19 protein-coding genes are annotated in these 25731 nt (G+C 67.9%); 17 read left to right on the top strand and 2 right to left on the bottom strand.

What is annotated here, in order from left to right; all coding sequences use genetic code 11:
• Window positions 1–27: 27 nt before the first annotated feature.
• The 9 genes from OSH07_RS14640 to OSH07_RS14680 all read left to right on the top strand — a co-directional run bounded on the left by OSH07_RS14640 (window position 28) and on the right by OSH07_RS14680 (window position 11581).
• Window positions 28–450 (top strand): hypothetical protein, encoded by a 423-nt coding sequence (locus OSH07_RS14640; protein WP_266339418.1) that lies wholly within the window; start codon window positions 28–30, stop codon window positions 448–450.
• 90 nt (window positions 451–540) lie between these two features.
• Window positions 541–1683, top strand: a complete 1143-nt coding sequence (gene ccmI, locus OSH07_RS14645; protein WP_266339419.1) for a c-type cytochrome biogenesis protein CcmI — start codon at window positions 541–543, stop codon at window positions 1681–1683.
• A gap of 9 nt (window positions 1684–1692) precedes the next feature.
• A complete protein-coding gene (gene ccmE, locus OSH07_RS14650) occupies window positions 1693–2163 on the top strand; it encodes a cytochrome c maturation protein CcmE (protein ID WP_266339420.1) in 471 nt (156 codons plus the stop codon).
• A complete protein-coding gene (locus OSH07_RS14655; protein ID WP_266339421.1) occupies window positions 2160–4139 on the top strand; it encodes a heme lyase CcmF/NrfE family subunit in 1980 nt (659 codons plus the stop codon). The genes ccmE and OSH07_RS14655 overlap by 4 nt, the downstream gene beginning before the upstream one ends.
• Before the next feature lie 4 nt (window positions 4140–4143).
• The gene (locus tag OSH07_RS14660) at window positions 4144–4602 is read left to right on the top strand and encodes a cytochrome c-type biogenesis protein (RefSeq protein WP_266339422.1); all 459 of its coding nucleotides are present in this window, start codon (window positions 4144–4146) and stop codon (window positions 4600–4602) included.
• A gap of 229 nt (window positions 4603–4831) precedes the next feature.
• The gene (locus OSH07_RS14665; RefSeq protein WP_266339423.1) at window positions 4832–6373 is read left to right on the top strand and encodes a Do family serine endopeptidase; all 1542 of its coding nucleotides are present in this window, start codon (window positions 4832–4834) and stop codon (window positions 6371–6373) included.
• A 147-nt stretch (window positions 6374–6520) separates the two neighbouring features.
• Window positions 6521–7201: a response regulator transcription factor gene (locus OSH07_RS14670; protein ID WP_266339424.1), complete on the top strand. Its 681-nt coding sequence runs from the start codon at window positions 6521–6523 to the stop codon at window positions 7199–7201.
• Window positions 7185–8579, top strand: a complete 1395-nt coding sequence (locus tag OSH07_RS14675) for an ATP-binding protein (protein WP_266339425.1) — start codon at window positions 7185–7187, stop codon at window positions 8577–8579. The genes OSH07_RS14670 and OSH07_RS14675 overlap by 17 nt, the downstream gene beginning before the upstream one ends.
• Before the next feature lie 11 nt (window positions 8580–8590).
• Window positions 8591–11581 carry a bifunctional [glutamine synthetase] adenylyltransferase/[glutamine synthetase]-adenylyl-L-tyrosine phosphorylase gene (locus tag OSH07_RS14680; RefSeq protein WP_266339426.1) on the top strand — a complete coding sequence of 997 codons (2991 nt, stop codon included), beginning with the start codon at window positions 8591–8593 and terminating at the stop codon, window positions 11579–11581.
• A gap of 31 nt (window positions 11582–11612) precedes the next feature.
• On the opposite strand, the gene OSH07_RS14685 is transcribed toward OSH07_RS14680, so the two are convergent.
• Window positions 11613–13958 carry a PAS domain-containing sensor histidine kinase gene (locus OSH07_RS14685; RefSeq protein ID WP_420909639.1) on the bottom strand — a complete coding sequence of 782 codons (2346 nt, stop codon included), beginning with the start codon at window positions 13956–13958 and terminating at the stop codon, window positions 11613–11615.
• Between the two features lie 259 nt (window positions 13959–14217).
• Window positions 14218–16860 carry an aminopeptidase N gene (gene pepN / locus OSH07_RS14690; RefSeq protein ID WP_266339428.1) on the bottom strand — a complete coding sequence of 881 codons (2643 nt, stop codon included), beginning with the start codon at window positions 16858–16860 and terminating at the stop codon, window positions 14218–14220.
• A gap of 225 nt (window positions 16861–17085) precedes the next feature.
• Between pepN and OSH07_RS14695 the strand changes: the two genes are divergently transcribed.
• The 8 genes from OSH07_RS14695 to OSH07_RS14730 all read left to right on the top strand — a co-directional run bounded on the left by OSH07_RS14695 (window position 17086) and on the right by OSH07_RS14730 (window position 25704).
• Window positions 17086–17472 (top strand): hypothetical protein, encoded by a 387-nt coding sequence (locus OSH07_RS14695; protein WP_266339429.1) that lies wholly within the window; start codon window positions 17086–17088, stop codon window positions 17470–17472.
• Between the two features lie 79 nt (window positions 17473–17551).
• Complete coding sequence (locus OSH07_RS14700) at window positions 17552–18070, top strand: YcnI family copper-binding membrane protein (RefSeq protein ID WP_266339430.1); 519 nt, start codon at window positions 17552–17554, stop codon at window positions 18068–18070.
• Window positions 18071–18073: 3 nt separating this feature from the next.
• Complete coding sequence (locus OSH07_RS14705) at window positions 18074–19675, top strand: copper resistance CopC/CopD family protein (RefSeq protein ID WP_266339431.1); 1602 nt, start codon at window positions 18074–18076, stop codon at window positions 19673–19675.
• A 108-nt stretch (window positions 19676–19783) separates the two neighbouring features.
• The gene (locus tag OSH07_RS14710) at window positions 19784–20809 is read left to right on the top strand and encodes a LacI family DNA-binding transcriptional regulator (protein WP_266339432.1); all 1026 of its coding nucleotides are present in this window, start codon (window positions 19784–19786) and stop codon (window positions 20807–20809) included.
• Window positions 20810–20880: 71 nt separating this feature from the next.
• Complete coding sequence (locus OSH07_RS14715; protein ID WP_266339433.1) at window positions 20881–21936, top strand: sugar phosphate isomerase/epimerase family protein; 1056 nt, start codon at window positions 20881–20883, stop codon at window positions 21934–21936.
• A gap of 32 nt (window positions 21937–21968) precedes the next feature.
• Window positions 21969–23147, top strand: a complete 1179-nt coding sequence (locus OSH07_RS14720) for a Gfo/Idh/MocA family protein (RefSeq protein WP_266339434.1) — start codon at window positions 21969–21971, stop codon at window positions 23145–23147.
• A 23-nt stretch (window positions 23148–23170) separates the two neighbouring features.
• Window positions 23171–24703, top strand: a complete 1533-nt coding sequence (locus OSH07_RS14725; RefSeq protein ID WP_266339435.1) for a sugar ABC transporter ATP-binding protein — start codon at window positions 23171–23173, stop codon at window positions 24701–24703.
• Window positions 24700–25704 carry an ABC transporter permease gene (locus OSH07_RS14730; RefSeq protein WP_266339436.1) on the top strand — a complete coding sequence of 335 codons (1005 nt, stop codon included), beginning with the start codon at window positions 24700–24702 and terminating at the stop codon, window positions 25702–25704. Before OSH07_RS14725 ends, OSH07_RS14730 begins: the two co-directional genes overlap by 4 nt.
• Window positions 25705–25731 lie beyond the last annotated feature (27 nt).

A 25731-nucleotide genomic window follows, 5' to 3' on the forward strand; every position in this document is an offset into this window, starting at 1 on the left:
TCGAGCGGACAAACGGGGTGGTTGATCATGCGGCTGGGTTCATGGCTTGTCTTGGCGCTGGTTGCGACGACCCTGGCCGGCTGTGTCAGCACCGGCACCGGTGGCGGAACGACGGGCGCTGCTGGTGGACGGGTCGCCGCGCCGCCTTCGGGCGCGCTGGTCGGGGGCGTCGCCGGACAATCGATCGGCCGCGGCCTCAACGATAGCGAGCGCCAGCGTGCCGAGCAGGCCGAATACCAGGCGCTCGAATATGGCCGTCCGGGCTCTCCCGTCGACTGGAGCAGCGACCGCGAGGGGTTTCGCGGCGAGGTGGTTCCGGGCCCGCGCTATCGCGTCAACGCCTCGGATTGCCGCGACTATACCCACAAGATCTGGGCCGGCGGCGAGCCGCAGGCGGCGCGCGGCACGGCTTGCCGTCAGGAAGACGGCGCCTGGCGTCCGGTCGACTGACCGCGCCGGAAACGCTCGGTTTCCCTCCGCGACAGAATGCGGCGTGCGCGGGCGCGGCTTAAAGGCTAGAACGCGTCCAGGAACAGACACATGCTTCTCTGGATCGCCATGGCCGTTTTGACGGCCGCCGCTTCGCTTGCCGTGCTCATTCCGCTGGGCAGGCCTCCCCGTGTCGTCTCCGCCCATGCCGGCGCCGCCCATTCGATCTATCGCGATCAACTCGATGAGCTGGCGCGCGATCGCGAGCGCGGGCTGATCGGCGACGCCGAGGCGGATGCCGCCCGCATCGAGATTTCACGCCGGCTGCTCAACAGCGAGCCCGGCGCGGCGGCCGATGCGACGGCGCCCCGTCCCGCCTACCGCATCGAGCGGCTGGTTGCGCTGGTCGCCATCCCGGTCGTGGCGATCGGCACCTATCTCTATGTCGGCGCGCCGCAGCTGGCCGATCGTCCGGCCGCCGGCCATCAGGCGCAGCCTGCCGCGGAAGGCAGCGTCGACGACCTGATCGGCAAGGTCGAGGCGCATCTCGCCGCCAATCCCGAGGACGGCCGCGGCTGGGAAGTGCTGGCGCCGATCTATATACGGCTCGGTCGCTTCGACGATGCCGTGCGCGCATTGGGCAACGCCAAGCGCCTGCTCGGCTCTACCGCCGATCGGGAATCGCTCTATGGCGAGGCGCTGACGCGGGCGAGCGGCAATGTCGTCACCGAGGATGCGCGCGCCGCGTTCGACCGGGCGCTCAAGTTCGATCCCGCCGATGTCCGCTCGCGCTTCTTCGTCGCGATGTCGCTCGGCCAGGCTGGCCGCAAGGACGACGCCGTCGCCGCCTGGAACGCGCTGATCGCCTCGGCGCCGGCCGATGCGCCCTGGCTCGCGGCGGCAAAGGCCGAGCTGGCGCAGTTCCAGCCGACCGCGACCGTCACGCCGGCCGCTCCCGTTTCGCCGGTCGCGCCCGGCCCGACGGCTGCCGATGTCGCTGCCGCCGCCGACCAGAGCCCGGCCGAACGCCAGCAGATGATCGAGGGCATGGTCGCCGGCCTCGCCGGCAAGCTCGATGCCGACCCGCTCGACACCACCGGTTGGGAGCGCCTGTTCCGTGCCTATATGGTGCTCGGCAAGCCGGACGAAGCCAAGGCGGCGCTCGCGCGGGCTCGTGCCAAGCTGAAGGAGCGGCCGGATCTTCTCGCCGTCGTCGAGCAGGCGGCGCATGATATTGGCATTGGCAAGGAATGATCGTTCGACATGACGCGTAAGCAGCGCCGCCTGACCCTTATCAGCCTTGCCGGCGTCGTGCTGGCGAGCGCCGTCGGGCTCGTCCTGTTCGCGCTGTCGGACGGCATCACCTTCTTCACCTCGCCCTCGGACGTGCTGGCCAAGCCGCCGGCGCCGGAGCAGAGGGTGCGTCTTGGCGGCCTCGTCGAGCAGGGCTCGGTCGTGAAGGAAGCGGACGGCGTCGTCCGTTTCGCCGTGACCGACGGCAAGGCCAGCGTGCCGGCGCGCTTTGTCGGCATCCTACCGGATCTGTTCCGCGAGGGGCAGGGCGTGGTGGCCGAGGGCAAGGTCGACGCCAACGGCCTTTTCGAGGCCGATACCGTGCTCGCCAAGCATGACGAGACCTACATGCCGAAGGAAGTCGTGGAGGCTCTGAAGAAGAGCGGCGAATGGCGCCCCGAGGAAGGCAACGGCCCCGCGCCGCAGGCGGTGCAGCGATGATCGTCGAGATCGGCCACTACGCGCTCGTCCTGGCGCTGGCGCTGGCGCTGGCCGGCGGCACGCTGCCGTTCTGGGGCGCGCTGCGCGGAGACGTCAGGCTGATGTCGGTCGCCTCGACCACGGCGGTGGCGCAGTTCCTGTTCGTCGCGCTGAGCTTCGCGGTGCTGACCTACGCCTATGTCGTTTCCGATTTCTCGGTCCAGAACGTGGTCGAGAACTCGCATACGCTGAAGCCGCTGCTCTACAAGATCTCCGGCGTCTGGGGAAACCACGAAGGCTCGATGCTGCTCTGGGTTCTGATCCTGGTGCTGTTCGGCGCGCTCGTGGCGATGTTCAGCGAGAACCTGCCGCTGAAGCTGAAGGCGCTCGTGCTCTCGGTGCAGTCCTGGATCAGCGCCGCCTTCCTGCTCTTCATCCTGATCGCCTCCAACCCCTTCCTGCGGCTCGATCCGGCGCCGCTCGAGGGGCGCGACCTCAATCCGCTGCTGCAGGATGTCGGCCTCGCGATCCACCCGCCGCTGCTCTATCTCGGCTATGTCGGCTGCTCGATCTCGTTTGCCTTCGCCATCGCCGCGCTGATCGATGGCCGCATCGACGCCGCCTGGGCGCGCTGGGTCCGACCCTGGACGCTGACGGCCTGGTGCTTCCTGACGCTCGGCATCGCGATGGGCTCCTACTGGGCCTACTACGAGCTCGGCTGGGGCGGCTGGTGGTTCTGGGACCCGGTCGAGAATGCCAGCTTCATGCCCTGGCTTGCCGCGACGGCGCTGCTCCATTCGGCCATCGTCATGGAGAAGCGCGAGGCGCTGAAGATCTGGACGATCCTGCTCGCCATCCTGACCTTCTCGCTGTCGCTGCTCGGCACCTTCCTGGTGCGCTCGGGCGTGCTGACCTCGGTGCATGCCTTCGCGACCGATCCGACGCGCGGCATCTTCATCCTGTGCATCCTCTGCGTCTTCATCGGCGGTGCGTTTTCCCTGTTCGCGACCCGCGCCGGCTCGCTCAGCCAGGGCGGCCTGTTCGCCCCGATCAGCCGCGAGGGTGCGCTCGTCCTCAACAACCTGCTCCTGACGGCGGCCTGCGCGACCGTCCTCGTCGGCACGCTCTATCCGCTCGCGCTGGAAGCGCTGACCGGCGAGAAGATCTCGGTTGGTGCCCCGTTCTTCGACATGACCTTCGGCCCGATGATGGTGCCGCTTCTCGTCGCCGTGCCGTTTGGTCCGTTCCTCGCCTGGAAGCGCGGCGACATCGTTGCCGCCGGCCAGCGCCTGCTCTTCGCCTTCGGTGCCGCGATGGCGGTGGTGGTGATCGGACTGGCGCTGATGGGGACGCCGTCGGCGCTGGCGCTGTTCGGCGTCGCGCTCGCCGTCTGGCTGATGGTCGGCGCACTGTCGGAGATAGGCTTCCGCACCAAGCTCGGCCGCGTTTCGCTAGCCGAGAGCTGGCGGCGCGGCGCCGGCCTGCCGCGCTCGGCCTGGGGCACGATGGTGGCCCATTTCGGCATCGGCGTCACCGTGCTCGGAATCATCGCGTCTACCGCCTGGAACACCGAGACGATCGTCACGTTGAAGCCCGGCGAGACGGTGACGATCGGCTCGCGCGTTCTCACCATGGATGGCTTCGTGCCGCTCAGCGGCGGCACCTATACCGGCACCGGCGTCCGCTTCACGGTTCGCCAGGGTGGCAACGTGGTCGCGACGATGGAGCCGGAGAAGCGCCTCTACACGGTGCAGAACATGCCGACCACCGAAGCCGCCATCAAGACGTTCGGCTTCTCGCAGCTCTATGTCTCGCTCGGCGACGTGTCGGCGGATGGGGCGACCGTGGTCCGGGTCTACTGGAAGACGCTGGTCGCGCTGATCTGGCTCGGTGCGCTGGTCATGACGGCGGGCGGCGTGCTGTCGCTCTCCGACCGGCGTCTGCGTGTCGGCGCGCCCAAGCCGGCCCGCCGCTCCGTCCCCGTGCCGGCGGAGTAGCGCCATGCGACGCCTGATGCTGACGCTCGGACTGATCGTGGCGGCGCTTCCCGCTTTCGCCGCCGTGCAGCCGGGCGAGATCCTGCAGGATCCGGCGCTCGAGGCGCGCGCTCGCGCGCTGTCGGCGGAACTGCGCTGTCTTGTCTGCCAGAGCCAGTCGATCGATGATTCGGACGCGACCATCGCGCATGATCTGCGCGTGCTCGTGCGCGAACGCCTGCAGGCGGGCGACAGCGACGAGGCGGTGAAGGCCTTCCTTGTCGATCGCTATGGCGAGTATGTGCTGCTGCGACCGCGCCTGACCTGGCACACGATCGTGCTGTGGGGCGCGCCGCCGGCGCTGCTCGTGGTGGGCGGCGCGCTCGCTTTCGGGCTGTTCCGCCGGCGCCGCGCGACGACCGCGACCGAACTGACGCCAGATGAACAGGCGCGCATCGAGGCGCTGCTGGCGCGCGAGGAATAACGGCGACCCGTTCCTCCGTCAGTGTGCGGATGTGACGGCTAACCGATTGAATTGAAATCGGTATTTTTATCCGGCTTTTGGCTCGCCAGCCGCGCCGTCGAGCCCTTTCCCAACATTACGAACCTTTCATGATGATGACAGACGGCTGTAAGGTTGGCCGATGCATCTTCGGACGTATGAGCAGCGCCCCCCAGAAACGCTGCTTCCCAGATACGAGACGGAGACCATCATGACCGACCAGAATTCCGCTCCGAAGTCCCCCCAGACCCGCTTCCGCAGCCGCGCCCTGCTTGGAACCGCACTCGCCGCGCTGATCGTTGGCGGAATCGCGGGACAGGCCGTGGTGAGCTCGCACACGCCAGCCTATGCCGACGCCGTCCGCGTGCAGCCGTCGGCGCAGCTGCCGAGCTTTGCCGACCTCGTCGACAAGGTGAAGCCCGCCGTCGTCAGCGTTCGCGTGAAGTCGACCACCACCGAGGCCGATGACGCTTCCGCCGGCGGTCCCGACAGCTTCGGCTTCCCGAGCCCGGACCAGTTCCCGCCCGGCTCGCCGATGGAGCGCTTCTTCCGTCAGTTCCAGGACCAGCGCGGACCGCAGGGTCAGTCCCCGCGCATGCAGCGTCCGAAGCCGCGCCAGGCGGTTGCCCTCGGCTCGGGCTTCTTCATCTCTGAAGATGGCTACGTCGTCACCAACAACCACGTCGTCGACGGCGCCACCGACTTCACCGTCACCAACTCGGACGGCAAGGAGTTCACGGCTCGCCTGATCGGCACCGACGAGAAGACCGATCTCGCGCTGCTCAAGGTCGATGACGCCCAGAAGTTCACCTATGTCGATTTCGCCAAGGGTCATTCCCGCGTCGGCGACTGGGTCGTCGCGGTCGGCAATCCCTTCGGTCTCGGCGGCACGGTGACGGCGGGCATCGTCTCGGCTCTCGGCCGCGAGATCGGCGCCGGCCCCTACGACGATTTCATCCAGATCGACGCGTCCGTGAACAAGGGCAACTCCGGTGGCCCGACCTTCAACCTGAACGGCGAAGTGATCGGCATCAACACCGCCATCTACTCGCCGTCGGGCGGCAGCGTCGGCATCGCCTTCGACATTCCGGCCGCGACCGCCGAGCGCGTGATCAAGGACCTGAAGGACCACGGCGAGGTCGTTCGCGGCTGGCTCGGCGTCCAGATCCAGCCGATCACCAAGGAGATCGCCGACAGCCTCAACCTGAAGGAAGCCAAGGGCGCGCTCGTCAGCGAGCCGCAGGAGGACAGCCCCGCGCTGACCGCCGGCATCAAGTCGGGTGACGCGATCCTGACCGTCGACGGCAAGACCGTCGAGGACGCCCGCAACCTGGCCCAGATCATCGCCGGCTACTCGCCGGACACGACGGTCAAGCTCGGCATCTGGCGCGGCGGCAAGGCCGAGGACGTCAGCGTCAAGCTCGGCAAGCTCCCCGGCTCCGAGAAGATGGCGAGCGCCAAGCCGGCTGCCGACAAGGCCGCCTCGGTTGCGGATCTCGGCCTCTCGCTGTCCTCGGCGCCGGACGGCAAGGGCGTGGTGGTTTCCGACGTCGATCCGAACGGCGCGGCGGCCGAGCAGGGCATCCAGACGGGCGATCTCATCCTCGCCGTCGGCGGCAGTGAGGTCACGCGTCCCGGCGACGTCGAGCGCGAAGTCGTCGATGCCAAGAAGCAGGGCATGAAGGCCGTGCTGATGCGGGTGAAGTCTGGTGACCAGACTCGCTTCGTGGCTCTTCCCTTCGGGAAGGCCTGAGGCACCTGCCTTGAAAGCCCGAGGGGACGCTGTGTGAGCCCCTCAGCGTATCCTCTGGGCTTTGGCAGGCGGGAGTTATCCCGCCTGCCTCTTTTTTGTGATGACGGCGTTCTGCCCCTGGTTGCAAAAAGCGTCTAACGTAAAGCCATGCGAATCCTGCTTGTCGAAGATGATCGAGAGACGGCCAGCTACCTCTTGAAGGCGTTGCGCGAGGTCGGTCATGTGCCGGACCACGCGGCCGATGGCGAGGAGGGGGCGTTCCTTCTCGATGCCAACAAATACGACGTCATCGTCGTCGACCGCATGCTGCCCAAGAAGGACGGCCTGACGCTGGTCGAGGAGACCCGGCGCAAGGGCAACGACACGCCTGTGCTGATCCTCTCGGCGCTGGGCCAGGTAGACGACCGCGTCACCGGCCTGCGCGCCGGCGGCGACGACTATCTCGCCAAGCCCTATGCCTTCGCCGAATTGCTGGCCCGGATCGAGGTGCTGGCGCGCCGCCGCAAGCCCGGGGAGGCGGAGACCGTCCTGAAGGTCGGCGAGCTCGAACTCGACCGCCTCAGCCATCTGGTCCGGCGCGGCGACATCAACATCCCGCTGCAGCCGCGCGAATTCCGCCTGCTCGAATATCTCATGAAGCACGCCGGTCAGGTCGTCACCCGCACCATGCTGCTGGAAAATGTCTGGGATTATCACTTCGATCCGCAGACCAACGTCATCGACGTCCATATCTCCAGGCTGCGCTCCAAGATCGACAAGGGCTTCTCGGAACCGCTGCTGCATACGGTCCGGGGCGCGGGATACATGGTACGTGACAGCGTTCGGTAAGGTCGTCCGCACCACCGCGTTCAAGCTGTCCGCGATCTATTTCGTGGTCTTCTCGGTTTTCGCCATCGCCTTCGTCGGCTGGATCACGCGCGAGACCGACCGCTTCTTGACCCAGCAGGTCCGCGACACCATCGAGGCCGAGATCGGCGTCCTGGCCGATGAGGGCCTGCGAAGTGGCCTGACGGGCATCGTCGCCGCCATCGAGCAGCGCAGTCGCGTTCCCGGCGCCAGCCTCTATGTCGTCACCGACTCGCAGGGACGCGTCGTCGCCGGCAACGTCACCGAGGTTCCGCCGGCGCTGCTGAAGCTGAGCGGCCTCGACCCGGTCACGGTTCCCTACAAGCGCCTCGAAGGCGAGACGACCCACCATATCGCCATGGTGCAGGTGCTTCCGCTGCCGAACGGCTTCCGCATGCTGGTCGGCCGCGACATCAGCGAGATCGAACGGATCCGCGACCTGATCGGCAAGGCGATGATCAGCGCCGTCGTGCTGCTGATCTGCCTGGCGCTCGTCTCCTGGTTCTTCGTCAGCCGGCGGGTGCTGAAGCGGATCGATTCCGTCACCGCCACGAGCCGCCAGATCATGGCGGGCGATCTTTCCGGCCGGCTGGAGATCACGCCCGCCGGCGACGAGTTCGACCGCCTGGCGGAAAACCTGAATGCCATGCTCGATCGGATTATGCATCTGCTGCATGGTCTGAAGGACGTCTCCGACAACATCGCTCATGACCTGAAGACGCCGCTGACGCGCCTGCGCACGCGGGTCGAGACGACGCTGGCCGGGCCGGCGGACGTCGAGGCCTATCGCACCGCGCTCGAGGCGACGATCGAGGAATCCGACCAGCTCATCCGCACCTTCAACGCGCTGCTGATGATCGCGCGCGTCGAGGCCGGCTCGCCGGACGGAGCGCTCGGGCCGCTCGATTTGGCGCAGATCGCCGCCGACGTCGTGGAGTTCTACGAGCCGGTCGCGGAGGAGGCCGGGGTCACGCTCACCCTCTCCGCCGAGGGACCGTTGCCGTTGAGCGGCAGCCGCGAACTGATCAGCCAGGCTCTCGCCAACCTGCTCGACAACGCGATCAAGTATGTCGCGAGCGGCGAATCCGTCGTGGAGGCTCCGACGGTGGCGGTGACGGCGCGGCAGGTCGAGAACGAGATCGTCGTCTCGGTCGCCGACAATGGCCCAGGAATTCCGGAGGCCGAGCGGGTGCGCGTGCTGCAACGCTTCGTCCGCCTTGAAAAGAGTCGTTCACAGCCGGGGAGCGGCCTCGGGCTCAGCCTTGTCGACGCCGTCGTGAAGCTACACCATGGTACGGTCGCCCTGGGCGATGCCGAACCGGGGCTTGTCGTGACGTTGCGTTTCCCGGCCGAGAACTGAAGGACCGGATGATGGAAGCCAATACTTCGCGGTCGACGGCCGGCTCGGCCGGATCATCGCTTGCCGCCTCCATCCAGGCCGATATCCGTCCTCCCAAGGCGGCGCGGGCGCGCGAGATCCTGCAGGACCTGCAGGCCGCGGCCAAGGAGGCCGGCGTCGGTCCCGCCTTTTCCGAATTGCTGCAGGCCGACAAGAAGCTCGGCTCGTTCCTGGCCGCCGTATTCGACGCCTCGCCCTTCCTGCGCGAGACGGCCCTCTACGATCTGCCGCGCCTGGTCGCGATCCTCGCCGGCAATCCGGACGAGCATTTTCCCCGCTTGATGGCCGAGGTCGCCGCATCCTGGCGCGACACCGACGAGGCGGCGCTGATGACGCGGCTGCGTCAGGCGCGCGCCGAAGTGGCGCTTCTGGTCGGTCTCGCCGATCTCGGCGGGCTCTGGCCGGTCGAGCGCGTTACCGGCGCGCTGACCTCCTTTGCCGAAGCCGCGGTCGGCGCCACGACGGATTTCCTACTGGCCGATGCGCACGCTGCGGGCAAGCTGACCCTGCTTCATCCGGACGAGCCGTCGCGCGGATCGGGCTGGATCCTGATCGGCATGGGCAAGTGCGGCGCGCGCGAGCTCAACTATTCGAGCGATATCGACCTGATCGTGCTGTTCGACCGCGAGCGGGCCGTGGTCGCCGACCCCGACGAGATCGGCGCGCTGTTCGTGAAGATGACGCGCCGGCTGGTGAAGATCCTGCAGGAGCGCACCAGCGACGGCTACGTCTTCCGCACCGACCTGCGCCTGCGGCCGGATCCGGGCTCGACCCAGGTCGCGATCTCGACCAGCGCCGCCTTCCTCTATTACGAGGCAAGCGGCCAGAACTGGGAACGCGCCGCCATGATCAAGGCGCGGCCCTTCGCCGGCGACGTCGAGGGCGGCGACCAGTTCCTGGCGGAGCTGGCCCCGTTCATCTGGCGCAAATATCTTGATTTCGCCGCCATCGCCGACATCCATTCGATCAAGCGCCAGATCCACGATCACCGTGGCCATGAATCGGTGGCGGTCGCCGGCCACAACATCAAGCTCGGCCGCGGCGGCATCCGCGAGATCGAGTTCTTCGTCCAGACCCAGCAGCTGATCGCCGGCGGACGCGACCGCGAACTGCGCGGCCGCCGCACGCTCGACATGCTGGAGATACTCCGCGCCAAGGGCTGGATCGCCGACGAGGCGGCCGACGACCTCGCGCGCTGCTACCGCTTCCTGCGCGCCATCGAGCATCGCCTGCAGATGATCGCCGACGAGCAGACGCATACGCTGCCGGAGAGCGAGGAGGGGCTCGACGTCGTCTCCCGGCTGATGGGCTTCAAGACGGTGAAGGCGTTCTCCAAGGCGCTGGTGGAAACGCTGGAGACCGTGCGCGATCACTATATCCAGCTGTTCGAGGCGGCGCCGCCGCTGTCCTCGGCGATGGGCAGCCTGGTCTTCACCGGCGACGACGAGGACCCGGAAACGGTCGCGACGCTGGCGAGCCTTGGCTACCACAATCCGCGCGAGGTGAGCCGCACCATCCGCGGCTGGCATTTCGGCCGCTATGCGGCGATGCGTTCCGCCGCCGCGCGCGAGCGGCTGACGGAGATCACGCCGGCGCTGCTCGAGGCCTTCGCCACGACCGACAATGCCGATGCGGCCTTTAACGCCTTCGACCGCTTCCTCGCCCGTCTGCCGGCCGGCGTGCAGCTTTTCGCGCTGCTCGGCTCCAATCCCGGCCTCCTGAACCTGCTCGCCACCATCATGGGCACGGCGCCCCGGCTCGCCGAGATCGTCACGGCGCGTCCGCATGTGCTCGACGCCGTGCTGGATCCCGCCTTCTTCGGCCGTCTGCCGGACAAGGCGACGCTGACGGCGCGGCTGAAGGACATGCTGGCCGAGGCGGCGTCGCTGGAGGACGTGCTCGACCGCGCGCGCATCTTCGGCAAGGAGCAGGGCTTCCTGATCGGCGTCCGCGTCATCGCTGGTTCGGTCAGCACGCGCGCCGCCAGTATCGCCTATTCGGACCTCGCCGACCTGCTGGTGTCGACTCTGCTCGATCACGTCAAGGCGGCGCTGGAGGCGCAGCATGGCCGCATCGCCGGCAGCCGCATCGCGCTGCTTGCGATGGGCAAGTTTGGCGGTCGCGAGATGACCGCGTCCTCCGATCTCGATCTGATCCTGCTCTATGATTTCGCCGAGTCGGAAACCGGCTCCGACGGTCCCCGCCCGCTCACCGGCAGCCAGTACTATGCCCGCCTGACCCAGCGCCTGATCGCGGCGCTGTCGGCGCCCACGGCGGAGGGCTCGCTCTACGAGGTCGATTTCCGCCTGCGCCCGTCCGGCAATTCCGGCCCTCTCGCCACCCACATCCGCTCCTTCGTCGAGTACCAGACCAAGGAAGCGTGGACCTGGGAACACATGGCGCTGACGCGGGCGCGGCCGGTACATGGCGACGCATCGCTGATCGCCGAGGCCGTCGAGAACATCCGCGCCATCCTGTCATCGCCACATGACGCCAGGAAGGTCGAGCGCGACGTCCTGGAAATGCGTCAGCTGCTCGAGGAGGAAAAGACCGCCGAGGGTCCGTGGGACCTGAAGCAGGTGCCGGGTGGCCAGGTCGATATCGAATTCATCGCGCAGTACCTGCAACTCGTGCACGGCGCCGCCCATCCCGCGATCCTCGATGTCGAGACGGAGACGGTGCTGGCCGCGGCCTCGCGCGCGGGCATCCTGCCGGCGACCGAGGCGGAGATCCTGCTGCCGGCTCTGCGGCTCTACCAGCGGCTGGTGCTGATCCTGCGGCTCTGCGTCGACGGGCCGTTCCGGGCGAGCGAGGCGCCGCGCGGCTTGCTGGACCTGCTATCACGGGCGGGGGAACTCCCAGACTTCACCACGCTCGACGCCCATGTGCAGGCAACGCAGAAGGATGTCCGCGCCTCGTTCGAACGGATCATCGGCAAGGTGCGAAAGAGCAGGAAGGCCTAGCTGCCGCGTCCCGGCGGGCAGCTCGGCGGCGTCAGCGGGATGGTTCGGCGGATGCGCCGAGCCGGAGGGCAACGCCGGCGGAGGCGCCCGTCGGCGGCTCCAGCTGGGCGGTCCGCTGCAGCGGCAGGCGGATCGACACGATCGTGCCCTTGCCCTCATGGCTGCGGATGCGCATCGCGCCACCATGAAGTTCGGCCAGCGAGCGGGTGATGGCGAGGCCGAGGCCGGAGCCCTTGTGGCTCTTGGTGAACTGGTTCTGCACCTGTTCGAAGGGCTGGCCGAGCTTCTTCAGCGCTTCCTTCGGAATGCCGATGCCGTTGTCCTCGATGGTGAGCGTCACGGCGTTGCCGATCTTGCGGGCGCGGACGGCGACATGGCCGTTTTCCGGCGTGAACTTCACGGCGTTCGATAGCAGGTTCAGCACCATCTGCTTGACCGCGCGGCGGTCGGCGGTGAGGTCGAGCGCGTCTTCGAGGTCGGCGGCGATGGTGACCTTGCGGGCCGAGGCCTCCGGCGACATCACGCGGGTCGCCTCGTCGACGATCTCGTCCAGCCGCAGCGGGTGCATGTCGAGCGTCATCCGCCCGGCCTCGATGCGCGCCATGTCGAGCACGTCGTTAATGACGTTGAGCAGGAAATTGCCGCTCGCGTTGATGTCCTGGCAGTACTCGCCGTATTTGGGCGAGCCGAGCGGGCCGAACAGGCCGGACTGCATGATCTCCGAGAAGCCGATGATGGCGTTGAGCGGCGTGCGCAGCTCGTGGCTGATATTGGCGAGGAATTCCGACTTGGTGCGGTTGGCGGCCTCGGCGCGGTCCTTCTGCTCCGAATATTTCTCGGCGAGCTCCACCATCTCCTGCGCCTGCTGCTCCAGCTTCTGGCGCGACTGGCGGAGATCGGCGATGGTCGCCATCAGGCGGCGCTCGCCGTCGATCAGCTTTTCCTCGTGGCGCTTGATGGTGGTGATGTCGGTGCCGACCGACACGAAGCCGCCATCCTTGGTGCGGCGTTCGCTGATCTGCAGCCAGCGGCCGTCGTTCAGCTGCGCCTCGAAGGAGCGGGCGCCTTCCTCGGCGCTACCCTCGCTCGGGATCTGCGCCTGCACGACCGGCTGGCGGCCGGCGGCGATCACCTTCGCGTAGGGCGTGCCGGGCTCGAGCGCTGAATCCGGAATGCCGTGTAGCTGCTGGTACTTCGAGTTGCACATGACGAGGCGGTTCTGGGTGTCCCAGAGCACGAAGGCCTCGGAGATCGTCTCGATGGCGTCGCGCAGGCGGATGTCGGCGGTGCGCGAGCTCTCGGCGAGGCGCATCTGCTCGGTCACGTCGACGGCAATGCCGATCAGGTGCGGCTCGGTGCCGTCGGCGTCGACCAGCTCGACGCGGATGCGGAGCCAGACATAGCTGCCATCGGCCTTGCGCATGCGGAACATGCGGTCGACCGTCGTCTCGTTCGCCTCGTAAAGCGCCTCGACGAGGTTCATCAGGTCGCCGTCGTCGGGATGCACCAGCTCGTTGACCTCGCCGAAGCCGAGCAGCGTGTCGCGGGGCGCGAGACCCACCAGCTCAAACATCGATTTCGACCAGAACAGGCGGCCGCGGGCGACGTCCCAGTCCCACAGGCCGCAGCGGCCGCGGCGCAGCGCCGTGTCGAAGCGGTCATAGGTCTCCTGGTAGATCTCGTCCGCTTCCTGGGCGCGGGCCGACTGCGAGAAGTAGCCGTAGAGGATCACCAGCAGGATGGCGCTGGTGCCGACGAAGACGGAAACATTGAGCGACACGTCGGCGCGCCAGTCGCGGTAGATCGCGGGCAGCGGCGTGGCGACGGCGACGAAGCCGAGCCGGCCGTTCAGATGGCGGAGCGTCGCGAAGGCGGCCTGGTCGCCGTCGAGGCTGACCTTGAGCACGCCGGCGCGCTCGCCGAAGATCACCAGCGGCTGGGCGCCGCCGACGATCTCGGTGAAGCTGCGGCCTTCCTCCGAGGTGGAGCGGGGCGCCGTGGCGATCACGCGGCCGGTGGAGTCGGCGACATAGACGCGCTCGCCGGCATTGGCGGCGCTCTGGGGCACGAAATTGTCGAGCGCGTTCTGCACCGCCATCTGGTAGCGGTCGGTCGGCAGCGTCGGCTCGGCCTGGTCGAGCGACTGGGCGAGATAGGATGCGACCATGCCCATCATGTCGCGCGCCTGGTTCTCGCGCTCCATCCGGAGGTCGTAGAGCTGGATGAAGCGGGCGAGCGCGACGATCAGCAGGAAGAGGATGATCAGCACGGGAATGCAGCGACGCAGGATCGGCTCGGCGGAGACGAGCTTTTCGTAGGCCGGCTTGGCCAGTAGCCGAGCGTGCCCCTTGATCATCTGCTTGCGTCGAAACAACATCCCGGCAATAGGCATGCGCTCGCTCGCAGACGCACTGGCTGTCTCTGCCCGCGCCATCTCAGCCCCCTGATATCGGCTATCATCGGGCCAGTCCCACGCCCCGAATCACTCCCATTTGAATCGACCCGAATCACATTGTCCAGACCGGATTAGGGATTCGTTAAGCATAATTTCGAGGGCTGAGTCGGGCGGCGGGGCGAGCCCGGGAAGCCGGGCTCGCAGGCCTGTGAAGGCAGGCTGAAAATCCCCTTGCGGACGCTCAGGCAAGCGTCCGCGTGACGATGTCGAGCGTGTCCGGGGAGAGGTTTTCGGCCGCGGCGATCCGGCGCAGCGCCGCCTCGGCGCGGGCCCGGCGCACGGGCTCCAGCGCCCGCCACGACCGGAAGCTGACCAGGAGGCGCGCCGTCGTCTGCGGGTTGCGTTTGTCGAGGTCGAGCGCGAAATCGGCCAGGAAATCGTAGCCGGCGCCGTCCTTGCGGTTGAACTGCGTCTGGTTGGCGCCGGCGAAGCTGCCGACGAGGGCGCGCACGCGGTTGGGGTTGTTGGGCGAGTAGGACGGGTGCTTGAGCAGCGCCTTGACGCGGTCGAGCGTCTCGGCGGCCGGCGCCGTCGCCTCCAGGGCCAGCCACTTGTCGAGCACGAGCGCGTCGTCGGCGTAGCGGGCATGGAAGGCGTCGAGGGCGGCGCGCCGTTCGGGCAGGGCGGCCTGCGTCATCGCGGAGAGCGCGGCGAGACGGTCCGTCATGTTGTCGGCGGTCTCGAAGTGGCGCAGCGCCGCCGCGGTCGCCGCCGGCGTGCGCCTTGCGAGCAGCAGGTCGAGCAGCGTGTTGCGCAGCGCGCGCCTGCCGGCGCTCGCCGCATCGGGATGGAAGGAGCCGTCGCCGGAAAGGGCCTCGTAGTGGCGTGACAGCCGGTCGCCGAGGCCGGTCGAGATCGCCAGTCGCAACTCCCGCCGCGCCGTCGCGATCGCGTCCGGATCGACGTCCTCGCCCAGTTCGCGGGCAATGTCGGCCTCGCTCGGCAGTTGCAGCACCTGGGCGCGGAAGGCCGGCTCCAGCGCTTCGTTGTCGAGGACGCTGCCGAGCGCGTCGATCAGCGCGGGCTCCGCCTTCGGCGTGCGGCCCGCGATCTGCTCGTGCGTGCCGGCCACGAGATTGCGCATGGCCAGCGTCTGCGCCGCCTGCCAGCGATTGAACGGATCGGCGTCGGTGCGGACCTGGAACAGCAGGTCGGAGGCCGAGATGTCGATGGCGAGGCGGACGGGCGCCGAGAAGCCGCGCAGCAGCGACGGCACCGGCCGGGCGCCGACGCCCTCGAACACCAGCGTCTGGCTGGCCTCGGTCAGGTGGATGACGTCGCCCTCGACGCGGCCGCCGCGGACGGCGTCGAACGCCATGTCCTCGCCGTTCGGGCCGATCAGGCCAAAGCGGATCGGCATGTGCATCGGCTGCTTGCGGCTCTGGCCGGGCGTTGCCGGCGTGCTCTGGGTAAGCGTCAGCCTGTAGGAGCGGGCGGCCTCGTCATAGCTGCCATGCGCGGAGACCTGCGGCGTGCCGGCCTGCGAATACCAGAGCTTGAACTGGCCGAGATCGGTGCCGGTGGCGTCGGCGAAGCTGGCCAGGAAGTCCTCGATCGTCGCGGCGTCGCCGTCATGGCGCCGGACATAGAGGTCCATGCCCTTCCGAAAGCCGTCGGGACCGAGCACGCTCTTCAGCATCCGCACCACCTCGGCGCCCTTCTCATACACCGTCGGCGTATAGAAGTTGCTGATTTCATGATAGATTTCCGGGCGGACCGGATGGGCGAGCGGGCCGCCGTCCTCGGGAAATTGGCGCGCCTGCAGCGTGCGCACGTCGGCGATCCGCTTGACCGCGCGCGAGCGCATGTCGGACGAGAATTCCTGGTCGCGGAAGACCGTCAGGCCCTCCTTCAGGCAGAGCTGGAACCAGTCGCGGCAGGTGATGCGGTTGCCGGTCCAGTTGTGGAAATACTCGTGCGCGATGACGCCTTCGACATTCGCATAGTCGGCGTCGGTGGCGGTATCCGGGTCGGCCAGGACGTATTTGTCGTTGAAGACGTTGAGGCCCTTGTTCTCCATCGCGCCCATGTTGAAATCCGACACGGCGACGATGACGAAGATGTCGAGGTCGTATTCGAGCCCGAACACCTCCTCGTCCCACTTCATCGAGCGCTTCAGCGCGTCCATCGCATAGGTGCAGCGCGCTTCCTTGCCATGCTCGCAATAGATGCGCAGTTCGACGTCGCGGCCGGACTGGGTGGTGAAGCGGTCGGTGATCACGCCGAGGTCGCCGGCGACCATGGCGAACAGGTAGGACGGCTTGGGGAAGGGGTCGTGCCAGATCGCGAAGTGACGGTCCGTGCCGGCGATGTCGCCGCTTTCGCCCGGATTGCCGTTGGCGAGCAGGATCGGCGCGTCGGCTTTCGCCGCCTCCAGCCGCGTCGTGTAGACGGCGAGCACGTCCGGGCGGTCGAGGAAATAGGTGATGCGGCGGAAGCCCTCGGCTTCGCACTGGGTGCAATAGGTTCCCGTGGTCCGGTAGAGCCCCATCAGCTTGGTGTTGGCGGCCGGATCGACCTCGGTCTCGATCTCCAGCGTGAAGGGCCCGTTCGGCGCGTCATGCAGCGTCAGCAGGCTCGGCGTTGCCGTGTAGCGGCCCTGCGCGAGCGGCGCGCCGTCGAGCTTCAGGCCCTTCAGCGTGATCTCGTCGCCGGCGAGTTCGAGCCGGCCGCTCCGGGCTTCGTCCGTGTTCGGGCGGATGGCGAGCCTGGCGGTGACGCGGGTCGCCGATGGGGCCAGTTGGAAGTCCAGCTCGACCGTATCGATGGTGAAGGCGGGAGCGCGATAGTCCTCGAGCCGGAAGGGCGCGGCTTCGGTCTTCATGGAACATTACTCCCGTCGGCGACCGGCTCGACGCCGGCAGATTGAGCGACCTCCAAGATAGGGGCTTCGGCCGGAGGTCGCTATGGCAAAGCCGGAAATCCCCGGAACTCCGGAACCTTTTTCCCCGTCGCCCGTCCAAAGCCAAAGCGCCGCACTGGCCGCATGTCGCGAGACCCTGTAGCTATTGGGGCGCTGTTCAGGCACCGGGCCTGATGGGGCGGTGGCATGCGGAATTCGTGGCGACAGATTGCGGCGGAGGTGGGGAGCGCGCTCGGCGTTCTGTCCCTGCTCGTCCTGACGCTGCTGATGCCGCTGCACACCACCGCCGAGGCCCGTCTCGCGCTCGGCGACAGGACCGGCCTGACGATCCTCTGCATGCCCGGCAGCGACGCCGCGGATCCCGCCGCCGATCCGGCCAAGGGCACGACGACCGCCGCCTGCGATCTCTGCATTCTCGCTCATGCCGCCAAGGCGTTTGGCCCGGGCGCGACGTTCCAGCTTGTTGCCCCGGCGGCCCATGCACCGGTCCGGCTCGCCATCCAGCGTCCGCGCGTCGATGCCGGCGCGATGCTGGTCTATCTGCCGGATGCGCGCGGACCGCCGCTCGCCTGATCTCGCCGACGGCCCGAGAGGGACGTCCTGCGTCCGGCGCGATGAGCGTCGGCTTTCCCTTGCGATTTCAGGTATTTTCATGACCAAGCTTCTGTTCGCGGGCGCGTTCGGCGTCCTGCTCGTCTCGGCTTCGGCCGCCTCCGCCCATGTCACGCTCGCCCAGTCCGACGCCAAGCTCGGCTCCACCTACAAGGCCGTTCTGCAGGTCGGTCATGGCTGCGCCGGCTCGCCCACCGTCAAGCTGCGCGTGCAGATCCCGGAGGGCGTCATCAACGTCAAGCCGCAGCCGAAGCCCGGCTGGACGGTCGAGACGGTAAAGGGCGCCTATGCCAAGACCTACGACCTCTGGGGCGCCAAGGTCTCCGAGGGCGTCAAGGAGATCGTCTGGTCGGGCGGCAGCCTCCCCGACGATTTCTACGACGAGTTCGCCTTCCGCACCTATCTGACGCCGGATCTGCCGGCCGGCCCGCTCTATTTCCCTGTCGTCCAGGAATGCGAGAAGGGCAGCGAGCGCTGGATCGAGATCCCGGCGGCGGGCAAGTCGGCCGACGACTACGAGCAGCCCGCTCCGGCCGTGACCCTCTCGCCCAAGGGATGAGGCATGTCCCTGCGCGGCCTGTTTCTGTGCCTCGCCCTGATCATCCTCGCGGCGCTGGTTGCGCCGCGGGGAGCCTCGGCGCATGCGGCGCTCGTTTCGAGTGAGCCGGCGACCGGCGCCGTCCTCGACAAGGCGCCGCCCGCCGCGACGCTGACGTTCAGCGAGCCGGTGGCGCCGCTCGTCTTCCGCCTGCTCGGGCCGGACGGAAAGCCGGCCGACCTGGCGGGCGTCGCCGCCGTCGGAAGCCGCGTGACCGCGCCGCTGCCCACGGACCTCGCGCGCGGCACGCATGTGCTTTCCTGGCGCGTCGTCTCCGAAGACGGCCATCCGGTCGGCGGTACGCTGGTGTTCTCGGTCGGCGCCGCGAGCAGCGCCGCGAATGCGGCCTATGCGGCCGACCGCGATCCCGTCGTCGCGGCGGGGTTGTGGCTGGCGCGGCTCGGGCTCTATGCCGGCCTGTTCCTCGGCATCGGCGGCGTCTTTTTCCGCGCCTTCGCCATGATCGGCCCGCTTCCGCCGGGCGGCCTGCGACGGGGCCTTGTCGCGCTGCTTGGGATCGGCATGGCGACGGCACTGGTCGGGCTCTGCGCGCAGGGGCTGGATGCGCTGGGTCTGCCGGCGACCGGGCTCGCCTCCGCCTCAGTCTGGCAGGCGGGTCTCTCCACCAGCTTCGGCCGCACAACGATCCTCGCCATGCTCGGCTGCGCTCTCGCGCTGGCAGCGTTGTTCGTTTCGCGGCGGCCTGTCCGGCGAAGCCTGGCGGCGCTCGCCATGCTCGGGCCCGGCCTTGCCCTGGCCGCGACCGGCCATGCCGCTGCCGCGGATCCGCAACTGCTGATGCGGCCGCTGGTGTTCCTGCACGCCTCGGCGATCGCGGCCTGGGCCGGGGCGCTCCTGCCGCTAGCGGTGGCGCTCGCTGCCGGCGGCGGCCGCGCCGCGCTCGCCCGCTTCTCGGTCGCGGCGCCGGCCGTCTTCGCCCTCCTGTTCGCCTCGGGCGCGGCGATCGCCGTCGTCCAGCTCGGGTCCGTCGATGCGCTGTGGACGACCGGCTATGGCCGGGTGCTTGCCGCCAAGCTGGCGGCCGTGGCGTTGGTGCTGGCGATCGCCGCGCACAACCGCTTCGCGCTGACGGCGCCGGTGCTGCGTGGCGACGGGCGCGCGACACGCCGCCTCGTCGGATCGATCGTCGCCGAGATCGCGCTGGTCCTGGCGATCTTCGGCCTCGCCGCGCTCTGGCGCTTCACGCCGCCGCCGCGCGCGCTCGACGTCGCCTTGCCGGCGATCGAGGTGCACCTGCATGGCGAGAAGGCGATGGCCGAGGTGGTGGTGACGCCGCATCGCCAGCGGGACGCCACCGTCGAGGTCGAGCCGCTCGATGGCGACGGCGTGCCGTTCCGGCCGCTCGAGGTGACGCTGGCGCTGGCCCCGGCCGGCGGCGGCATGGAGCCGATTCGGGTGGCGGCGACGCCGGGCGCGGACGGTCGATGGCAGGCGACGATGCCGGGCCTGGCCGCGGGCGGGACCTGGACGATCCGGCTCGATCTCCTCGTCAGCGATTTCGAAAAGGCGCAACTGCAAGGCGAAATCACGCTTCCCGCGCCGTGATATCCCCACCGCGCCGGTGCACAAGACCGGCGCGGACGCCGCTTTGGCCAGCCCTGAGTTGCCTACCTCATTTCCTGATGATATTTCATCACCAGGGAGGAGTACCTCGTGGGCAAGACGACGCTTCAGGACGTCGCCCGGGAGGCTGGCGTCAGTCTCGCGACGGTGGATCGTGTGCTGAACGGGAGAGCCGGCGTCCACGCGCGAACTGTCGAAAAGGTGCAGGCGGCTGTCGATCGGCTGAATTATCAGCCGGATCGGATGGCGTCGCGCCTGGCGCGCGGCCGTGACTATCGCTTCGAAATCATCCTTCCGATCGGCTCGAACGAGTTCATGCGGGTGCTCGAGACCGAGTTCCGCGCCACCGCCGAGCGCTACGTGCATGAGCGCGTGCTTCTCAACATCACGCTCGTCGACGTCTTCGACGGCGAGGCGCTGGCCAATGCGCTGGAGGCGCTGCCGGCCGAGATCGACGGCGTCGCCGTTGTCGCCCTCGATCATCCCGCCGTCGCCGAGGCGATCAACACCATCGCTGATCGCGGCATCGCCGTCGTCACGCTGGTCTCCGACCTGCCGGGCACGCGCCGCGCCCATTTCGTCGGCATCGACAATTCCGCTGCCGGCCGCACCGCCGCCAGCCTGCTCGGCCGTTTCCTCGGCCATCGCAGCGGCAAGGTCGGGCTGATCGCCGGTTCGCTGGCGCTGCGCGACCACATCGAGCGCCAATACGGCTTCGAGCAGGTGGTGGCGCGCGAATATCCGGATCTGGAAGTGCTGCCGGTGCGCGAAGGGCGCGACGAGGACGACCGCGTCCGTCGCGTCGCCGAGGCCCTTCTGGCCGAGCACGAGGACCTGGTCGGCATCTACAATGTCGGCGCCGGCACGCCCGGCGTCGTGACGGCGCTGGAGAAGACCGGTCACACGCGTGACATCGTCTTCGTCGCTCATGAGTTGACCGCCATCAACCGCCGCAACCTGATCCGCGGCTCGATCGATGCGATCATCAATCAGGATCCGGGCCATATGGCGCGCAGCGCGGCCCGCATCCTTCTGGCGATGCGCGAGGGGATGGAGATCGTCCCCGGCCAGGAGCGCATCAAGATCGACATTTTCATCCGGGACAACGTTCCCTAGCGGGCGCTTGCTCCAGTTTTCAACCGACGACGGGCGCCAGCCCGGGACGAAATATCCGAAGGAGGTTTTCGATGAAGACGATCAAGGGGCCGGCCATCTTCCTGGCGCAGTTCGCCGGCGACGCGGCGCCGTTCAACTCGTTCGACGCGATCTGCGGCTGGGCAGCCTCCCTCGGTTACAAGGGCGTTCAGATCCCGACCTGGGACAGCCGCCTGATTGACCTCAACAAGGCGTCGGAATCGAAGGATTACTGCGACGAGCTGGCCGGCACCGCCGCCAAACACGGCCTCGCGATCACCGAGCTCGCCTCCCACATCATCGGCCAGCTGGTCGCCGTGCACCCCGTCTATGACGAGCTGATGGACGGCTTCGCCGTTCCGGCCGTCCGCGGCAATCCGAAGGCGCGCCAGGAATGGGCCGTCGACCATCTGAAGCGTTGCGCGAAGGCCTCGAGGAATCTCGGCCTCAAGGCGCATCCGACCTTCTCGGGCGCGCTCGCCTGGCCGTTCCTCTATCCGTTCCCGCAGCGTCCGGCCGGCCTGGTCGAGGAAGCCTTCGCCGAGCTCGGCAAGCGCTGGACCCCGATCCTCGATGTCTTCGAGGAGAATGGCGTCGACGTCGCCTACGAGATCCATCCGAGCGAGGATCTGCATGACGGCATCACCTTCGAGATGTTCCTCGAGGAGGTGAAGAACCATCCGCGCGCGAACCTGCTCTACGATCCCTCGCACTTCGTGCTGCAGCAGCTCGACTATCTCGACTACATCGACATCTACCACGAGCGCATCAAGGCCTTCCACGTGAAGGACGCCGAGTTCAACCCGACCGGCCGCCAGGGCGTCTATGGCGGCTTCCAGAGCTGGGTGAACCGCGCCGGCCGCTTCCGTTCGCTCGGTGACGGCCAGGTCGATTTCGGCTCGATCTTCTCGAAGCTGACGGCCTATGACTATGACAGCTGGGCTGTTCTCGAATGGGAATGCGCGCTGAAGCATCCGGAGGACGGCGCGCGCGAAGGTGCGGAGTTCATCAAGCACCACATCATCCGCGTCACCGAACACGCCTTCGACGATTTCGCCGGTTCCGGCACCGACGAGGCGGCCAACCGCCGCATTCTCGGCATCGCCTGAACCCGGCAACGCAGCAAGGATCGGAAAACATCATGGCAATCGGAGCCAGCAAGGAAGAAGCCACCAGCCGTCGCATCCGCCTCGGCATGGTCGGCGGCGGTCAGGGCGCGTTCATCGGCGCGGTTCACCGCATCGCCGCGCGCCTGGACGACCAGTATGAGCTCGTCGCCGGCGCGCTGTCGTCGGATCCGGCCCGCGCCAAGGCCTCGGCCAAGGATCTCGGCATCGCCGACGATCGCGCCTACACCTCATTCGAGGAAATGGCCAAGGCGGAAGCAGCCCGTCCGGACGGCATCGAGGTCGTCTCGATCGTTACCCCGAACCACATGCACGCGCCCGCCGCCAAGGCGTTCCTGAAGGCCGGCATCCACGTCATCTGCGACAAGCCGATGACGCTGACGGTCGACGAGGCGAAGGAACTGGTGGATCTGGTGCAGTCGTCGGGCAAGATCTTCGCCCTGACGCACAACTACACCGGCTATCCGATGATCCGCCAGGCGCGCGCCATGGTCGCCGCCGGCGAACTCGGCGAGATCCGCCTGGTGCAGGCCGAATATCCGCAGGACTGGCTGACCGAGCGCGCCGAGGCGACCGGCTCCAACAAGCAGGCCGAATGGCGCACCGATCCCGCCCGTACCGGCGCGGGCGGCTGCATCGGCGACATCGGCACCCATGCCTACAATCTCGCCTGCTACGTCTCCGGCCTCGAGCTCGACGAGCTGCTGGCCCAGCTTTCCACCTTCGTCGAGGGCCGCAAGGTCGATGACGACGTGCAGATCCTGCTGAAGTGGAAGGGCGGCGCCAAGGGCATGCTCTGGGCGAGCCAGGTCGCGGTCGGCAACGAGAACGGCCTGAAGCTGCGCGTCTACGGCACCAAGGGCGGCCTGGAATGGACGCAGGCGGACCCGAACTATCTCTGGTTCACCCGCTTCGGCGAGCCGAAGCAGCTCCTGACCCGCAACGGCGCCGGCGCCTGGGCGGAAGGAACCCGCGTCAGCCGCGTGCCCGGCGGTCATCCGGAAGGCTATCTGGAAGGCTTCGCCAACATCTATACCGAAGCGGCCCGCGCCATTCATGCCGCGCGCGACGGCAGCCCGGTCGATCCGGCGGTAAACTACCCGACGGTGCAGGATGGCCTTGTCGGCATGCAGTTCATCCAGGCGGCCGTCGCTTCTTCCGCGGCCGGCAACGTCTGGACCAAGGTCGGCTGACAACCATCACCTGGGGAGGAGAGATGGTGACGACAGCAAGGCCGCCTCTCCTCGAGGCGGTGGGGATCTCGAAGTCGTTCGGACCGGTCGAGGTGCTGGGGGATATCAACCTGGCCCTCGAACCCGGCGAAGTGCACGCCATCATCGGCGAGAACGGCGCGGGAAAATCCACGTTGATGAAGATCCTCGCCGGCCATCTGGCGCCGACGAGGGGAGAGCTGAAGCTCGACGGGACGCCGGCCGTGCTGGCCGGCCCCGTCGACGCGGAAGCGCGCGGCATCGTGCTGGTGCACCAGGAGATCCTGCTCGCACCCGACCTGACCGTTGCGCAGAACATCTATCTCGGCCGCGAGATCCGGAAGGGCCTCTCGGTCGACGACAAGGCGATGAACAAGGGCGCGGCGGAAGCCGTACGCGCGCTCGGCGTCGACATCGACCCGACCATCACGGTCGGCCGGCTCTCGATTGCCCAGCGCCAGCTTGTGCAGATCGCCCGCGCATTGCTGGTGCCGCATCGGGTCGTCATCTTCGACGAGCCGACGGCATCCCTTACGCTGACCGAGACCGAAGCGCTGCTGCGCGTCATTCTCGACATCAAGAAGAAGGGCGCTGCCGTCCTCTTCATCTCGCACCGCCTGCCGGAGGTGAAGGAGATCGCGGACCGGGTGACGGTGCTGCGCGATGGCAAGCTGATCACGACCCGTTCGGCCGAGGGGCTTGAGCCCGTCGACATGGCGCGGCTGATGGTCGGCCGCGACGTCGCCAAGCTTTATCCCGACCGCGTCGCCACCAAGGCGGAGGACTATGCCCTCGAGGTGGAGGCGCTGGACGTGCCCGGCTATGCGCAGGGCGCTTCGTTCAAGCTGAAGCGCGGCGAGATCCTCGGCTTTGCCGGCCTCGTCGGCGCCGGACGCACCGAATTGCTGGAGGGCGTCGTCGGGCTGCGGCCCGCGCATGGCCGGATGAAGCTGGATGGGAAGCCGGTCCAGTTTGTCACGGTGCGCGACAGCATGCGGGCCGGCATCGTCTATCTGAGCGAGGACAGGAAGGGCAAAGGCCTGCTGCTCGCCCAGAAGCTCGGCATCAACCTGACGCTCGCGGCCCTTGGCCAGTTCCTGCGCGGCATGCTGATCGACCGCCGCAAGGAAGCGAAGGCGCTCGACGACGCCATCGCCGAGTTCGACATCCGCACCCGCGACAAGGAACTGCTCGCCGGCCAGCTTTCTGGCGGCAACCAGCAGAAGCTGCTGCTCGCCAAGATGATGCTGCTCGACCCGAAAATCGTCATCATCGACGAGCCGACGCGCGGCATCGACATTGGCACCAAGGAGCAGATCTACAAGTTCATCGCCGAGCTGGCGCAGAGCGGCAAATCGGTCATCGTCATCTCGTCCGAGATGCAGGAAGTGATCGGCGTCTGCGACCGCATCTTGGTCATGCGTAACGGGCGGATCGTCGGCGAGGTGACCGGCGAACACATGACAGAAGACGAGATCGTCGTCCTGGCGACAGGCGTCACATCGAGGGAGGCCGCCGTCACGGCGGAACACGCATGACCGATACGACGGCCAACAAGACCGCCGCCCGCCGCTCGTTCGGCGACATCGATCTGCGCGCCGTGGCGCCCTTCGTGGCGCTCGCCGTGCTGCTGGTGCTCGGCGCGCTGGTGAACCCCAACTTTCTCGGCCTCGACAACCTGCTGAACGTGCTGACGCGCAGCGCCTTCATCGCGATCATCGCGGTCGGCGCCACCTTCGTCATCTCGGCCGGCGGGCTCGACCTCTCGGTCGGCTCGATGTCGGCCTTCGTCGCCGGCGTCATGATCCTGTTCATGAACACCGGCGTCGTGGCGGGCAGCCTGCCGATGCTGGCTGTCGCCATGCTGCTGGCGCTCGGCATCGGCGCGCTCTGCGGCCTCGCCAACGGCGTCATCACCACGGCGGGCCGGATCGAGCCCTTCATCGTGACGCTGGGCACGATGGGCATCTTCCGCGCGCTGACGATCTATCTCGCCGAGGGCGGCTCGATCGCCATGAAGGCGCCGGACCTGCGCGCCGCCTACCGGCCGGTCTATTTCGGCAACGTCTTCGGCGTGCCGATCCCCGTGCTGGTAATCATAGCGGTAGCGCTGATCGGCGCCTTCCTGCTTTACCGCACCGCCTTCGGCCGCCATGTCATCGCCGTCGGCTCCAACGAGGACGTCGCGCGCTATTCCGGCATTCCGGTCAATCGCGTGCGCACGCTCACCTATGTCATCCAGGGCGTCTGCGTCGCCATCGCCGTGCTCGTCTACGTGCCGCGCCTCGGCGCCGCCACGCCGACGACGGGCCTGCTCTGGGAGCTCCAGGCGATCACCGCCGTCGTCATCGGCGGCACGGCGCTCAAGGGCGGCGTCGGCCGCATCTGGGGCACCATCTGCGGCGCGCTCATTCTCGAAGTGGTCGGCAACATCATGGTGCTGTCCAACTTCGTCAGCGAATACCTCATCGGAGCCGTTCAGGGCGCGATCATCATCATTGCGATGCTGGTCCAGCGTTCCCTGGTCCGGCGGCGGTGAGGGGCAGGGGGAGGCGCAAGGCCTCCC

This window comes from Kaistia nematophila (assembly GCF_026343855.1).
GTDB lineage: Bacteria > Pseudomonadota > Alphaproteobacteria > Rhizobiales > Kaistiaceae > Kaistia > Kaistia nematophila.

Coding starts and splice junctions, on each gene's coding strand:
- OSH07_RS14640 (WP_266339418.1), top strand. CDS start 28: ATGCGGCTGGGTTCATGGCTTGTCTTGGCGCTGGTTGCGACGACCCTG.
- ccmI (WP_266339419.1), top strand. CDS start 541: ATGCTTCTCTGGATCGCCATGGCCGTTTTGACGGCCGCCGCTTCGCTT.
- ccmE (WP_266339420.1), top strand. CDS start 1,693: ATGACGCGTAAGCAGCGCCGCCTGACCCTTATCAGCCTTGCCGGCGTC.
- OSH07_RS14655 (WP_266339421.1), top strand. CDS start 2,160: ATGATCGTCGAGATCGGCCACTACGCGCTCGTCCTGGCGCTGGCGCTG.
- OSH07_RS14660 (WP_266339422.1), top strand. CDS start 4,144: ATGCGACGCCTGATGCTGACGCTCGGACTGATCGTGGCGGCGCTTCCC.
- OSH07_RS14665 (WP_266339423.1), top strand. CDS start 4,832: ATGACCGACCAGAATTCCGCTCCGAAGTCCCCCCAGACCCGCTTCCGC.
- OSH07_RS14670 (WP_266339424.1), top strand. CDS start 6,521: ATGCGAATCCTGCTTGTCGAAGATGATCGAGAGACGGCCAGCTACCTC.
- OSH07_RS14680 (WP_266339426.1), top strand. CDS start 8,591: ATGGAAGCCAATACTTCGCGGTCGACGGCCGGCTCGGCCGGATCATCG.
- OSH07_RS14685 (WP_420909639.1), bottom strand. CDS start 13,958: ATGTTGTTTCGACGCAAGCAGATGATCAAGGGGCACGCTCGGCTACTG.
- pepN (WP_266339428.1), bottom strand. CDS start 16,860: ATGAAGACCGAAGCCGCGCCCTTCCGGCTCGAGGACTATCGCGCTCCC.
- OSH07_RS14695 (WP_266339429.1), top strand. CDS start 17,086: ATGCGGAATTCGTGGCGACAGATTGCGGCGGAGGTGGGGAGCGCGCTC.
- OSH07_RS14700 (WP_266339430.1), top strand. CDS start 17,552: ATGACCAAGCTTCTGTTCGCGGGCGCGTTCGGCGTCCTGCTCGTCTCG.
- OSH07_RS14705 (WP_266339431.1), top strand. CDS start 18,074: ATGTCCCTGCGCGGCCTGTTTCTGTGCCTCGCCCTGATCATCCTCGCG.
- OSH07_RS14715 (WP_266339433.1), top strand. CDS start 20,881: ATGAAGACGATCAAGGGGCCGGCCATCTTCCTGGCGCAGTTCGCCGGC.
- OSH07_RS14720 (WP_266339434.1), top strand. CDS start 21,969: ATGGCAATCGGAGCCAGCAAGGAAGAAGCCACCAGCCGTCGCATCCGC.
- OSH07_RS14725 (WP_266339435.1), top strand. CDS start 23,171: ATGGTGACGACAGCAAGGCCGCCTCTCCTCGAGGCGGTGGGGATCTCG.
- OSH07_RS14730 (WP_266339436.1), top strand. CDS start 24,700: ATGACCGATACGACGGCCAACAAGACCGCCGCCCGCCGCTCGTTCGGC.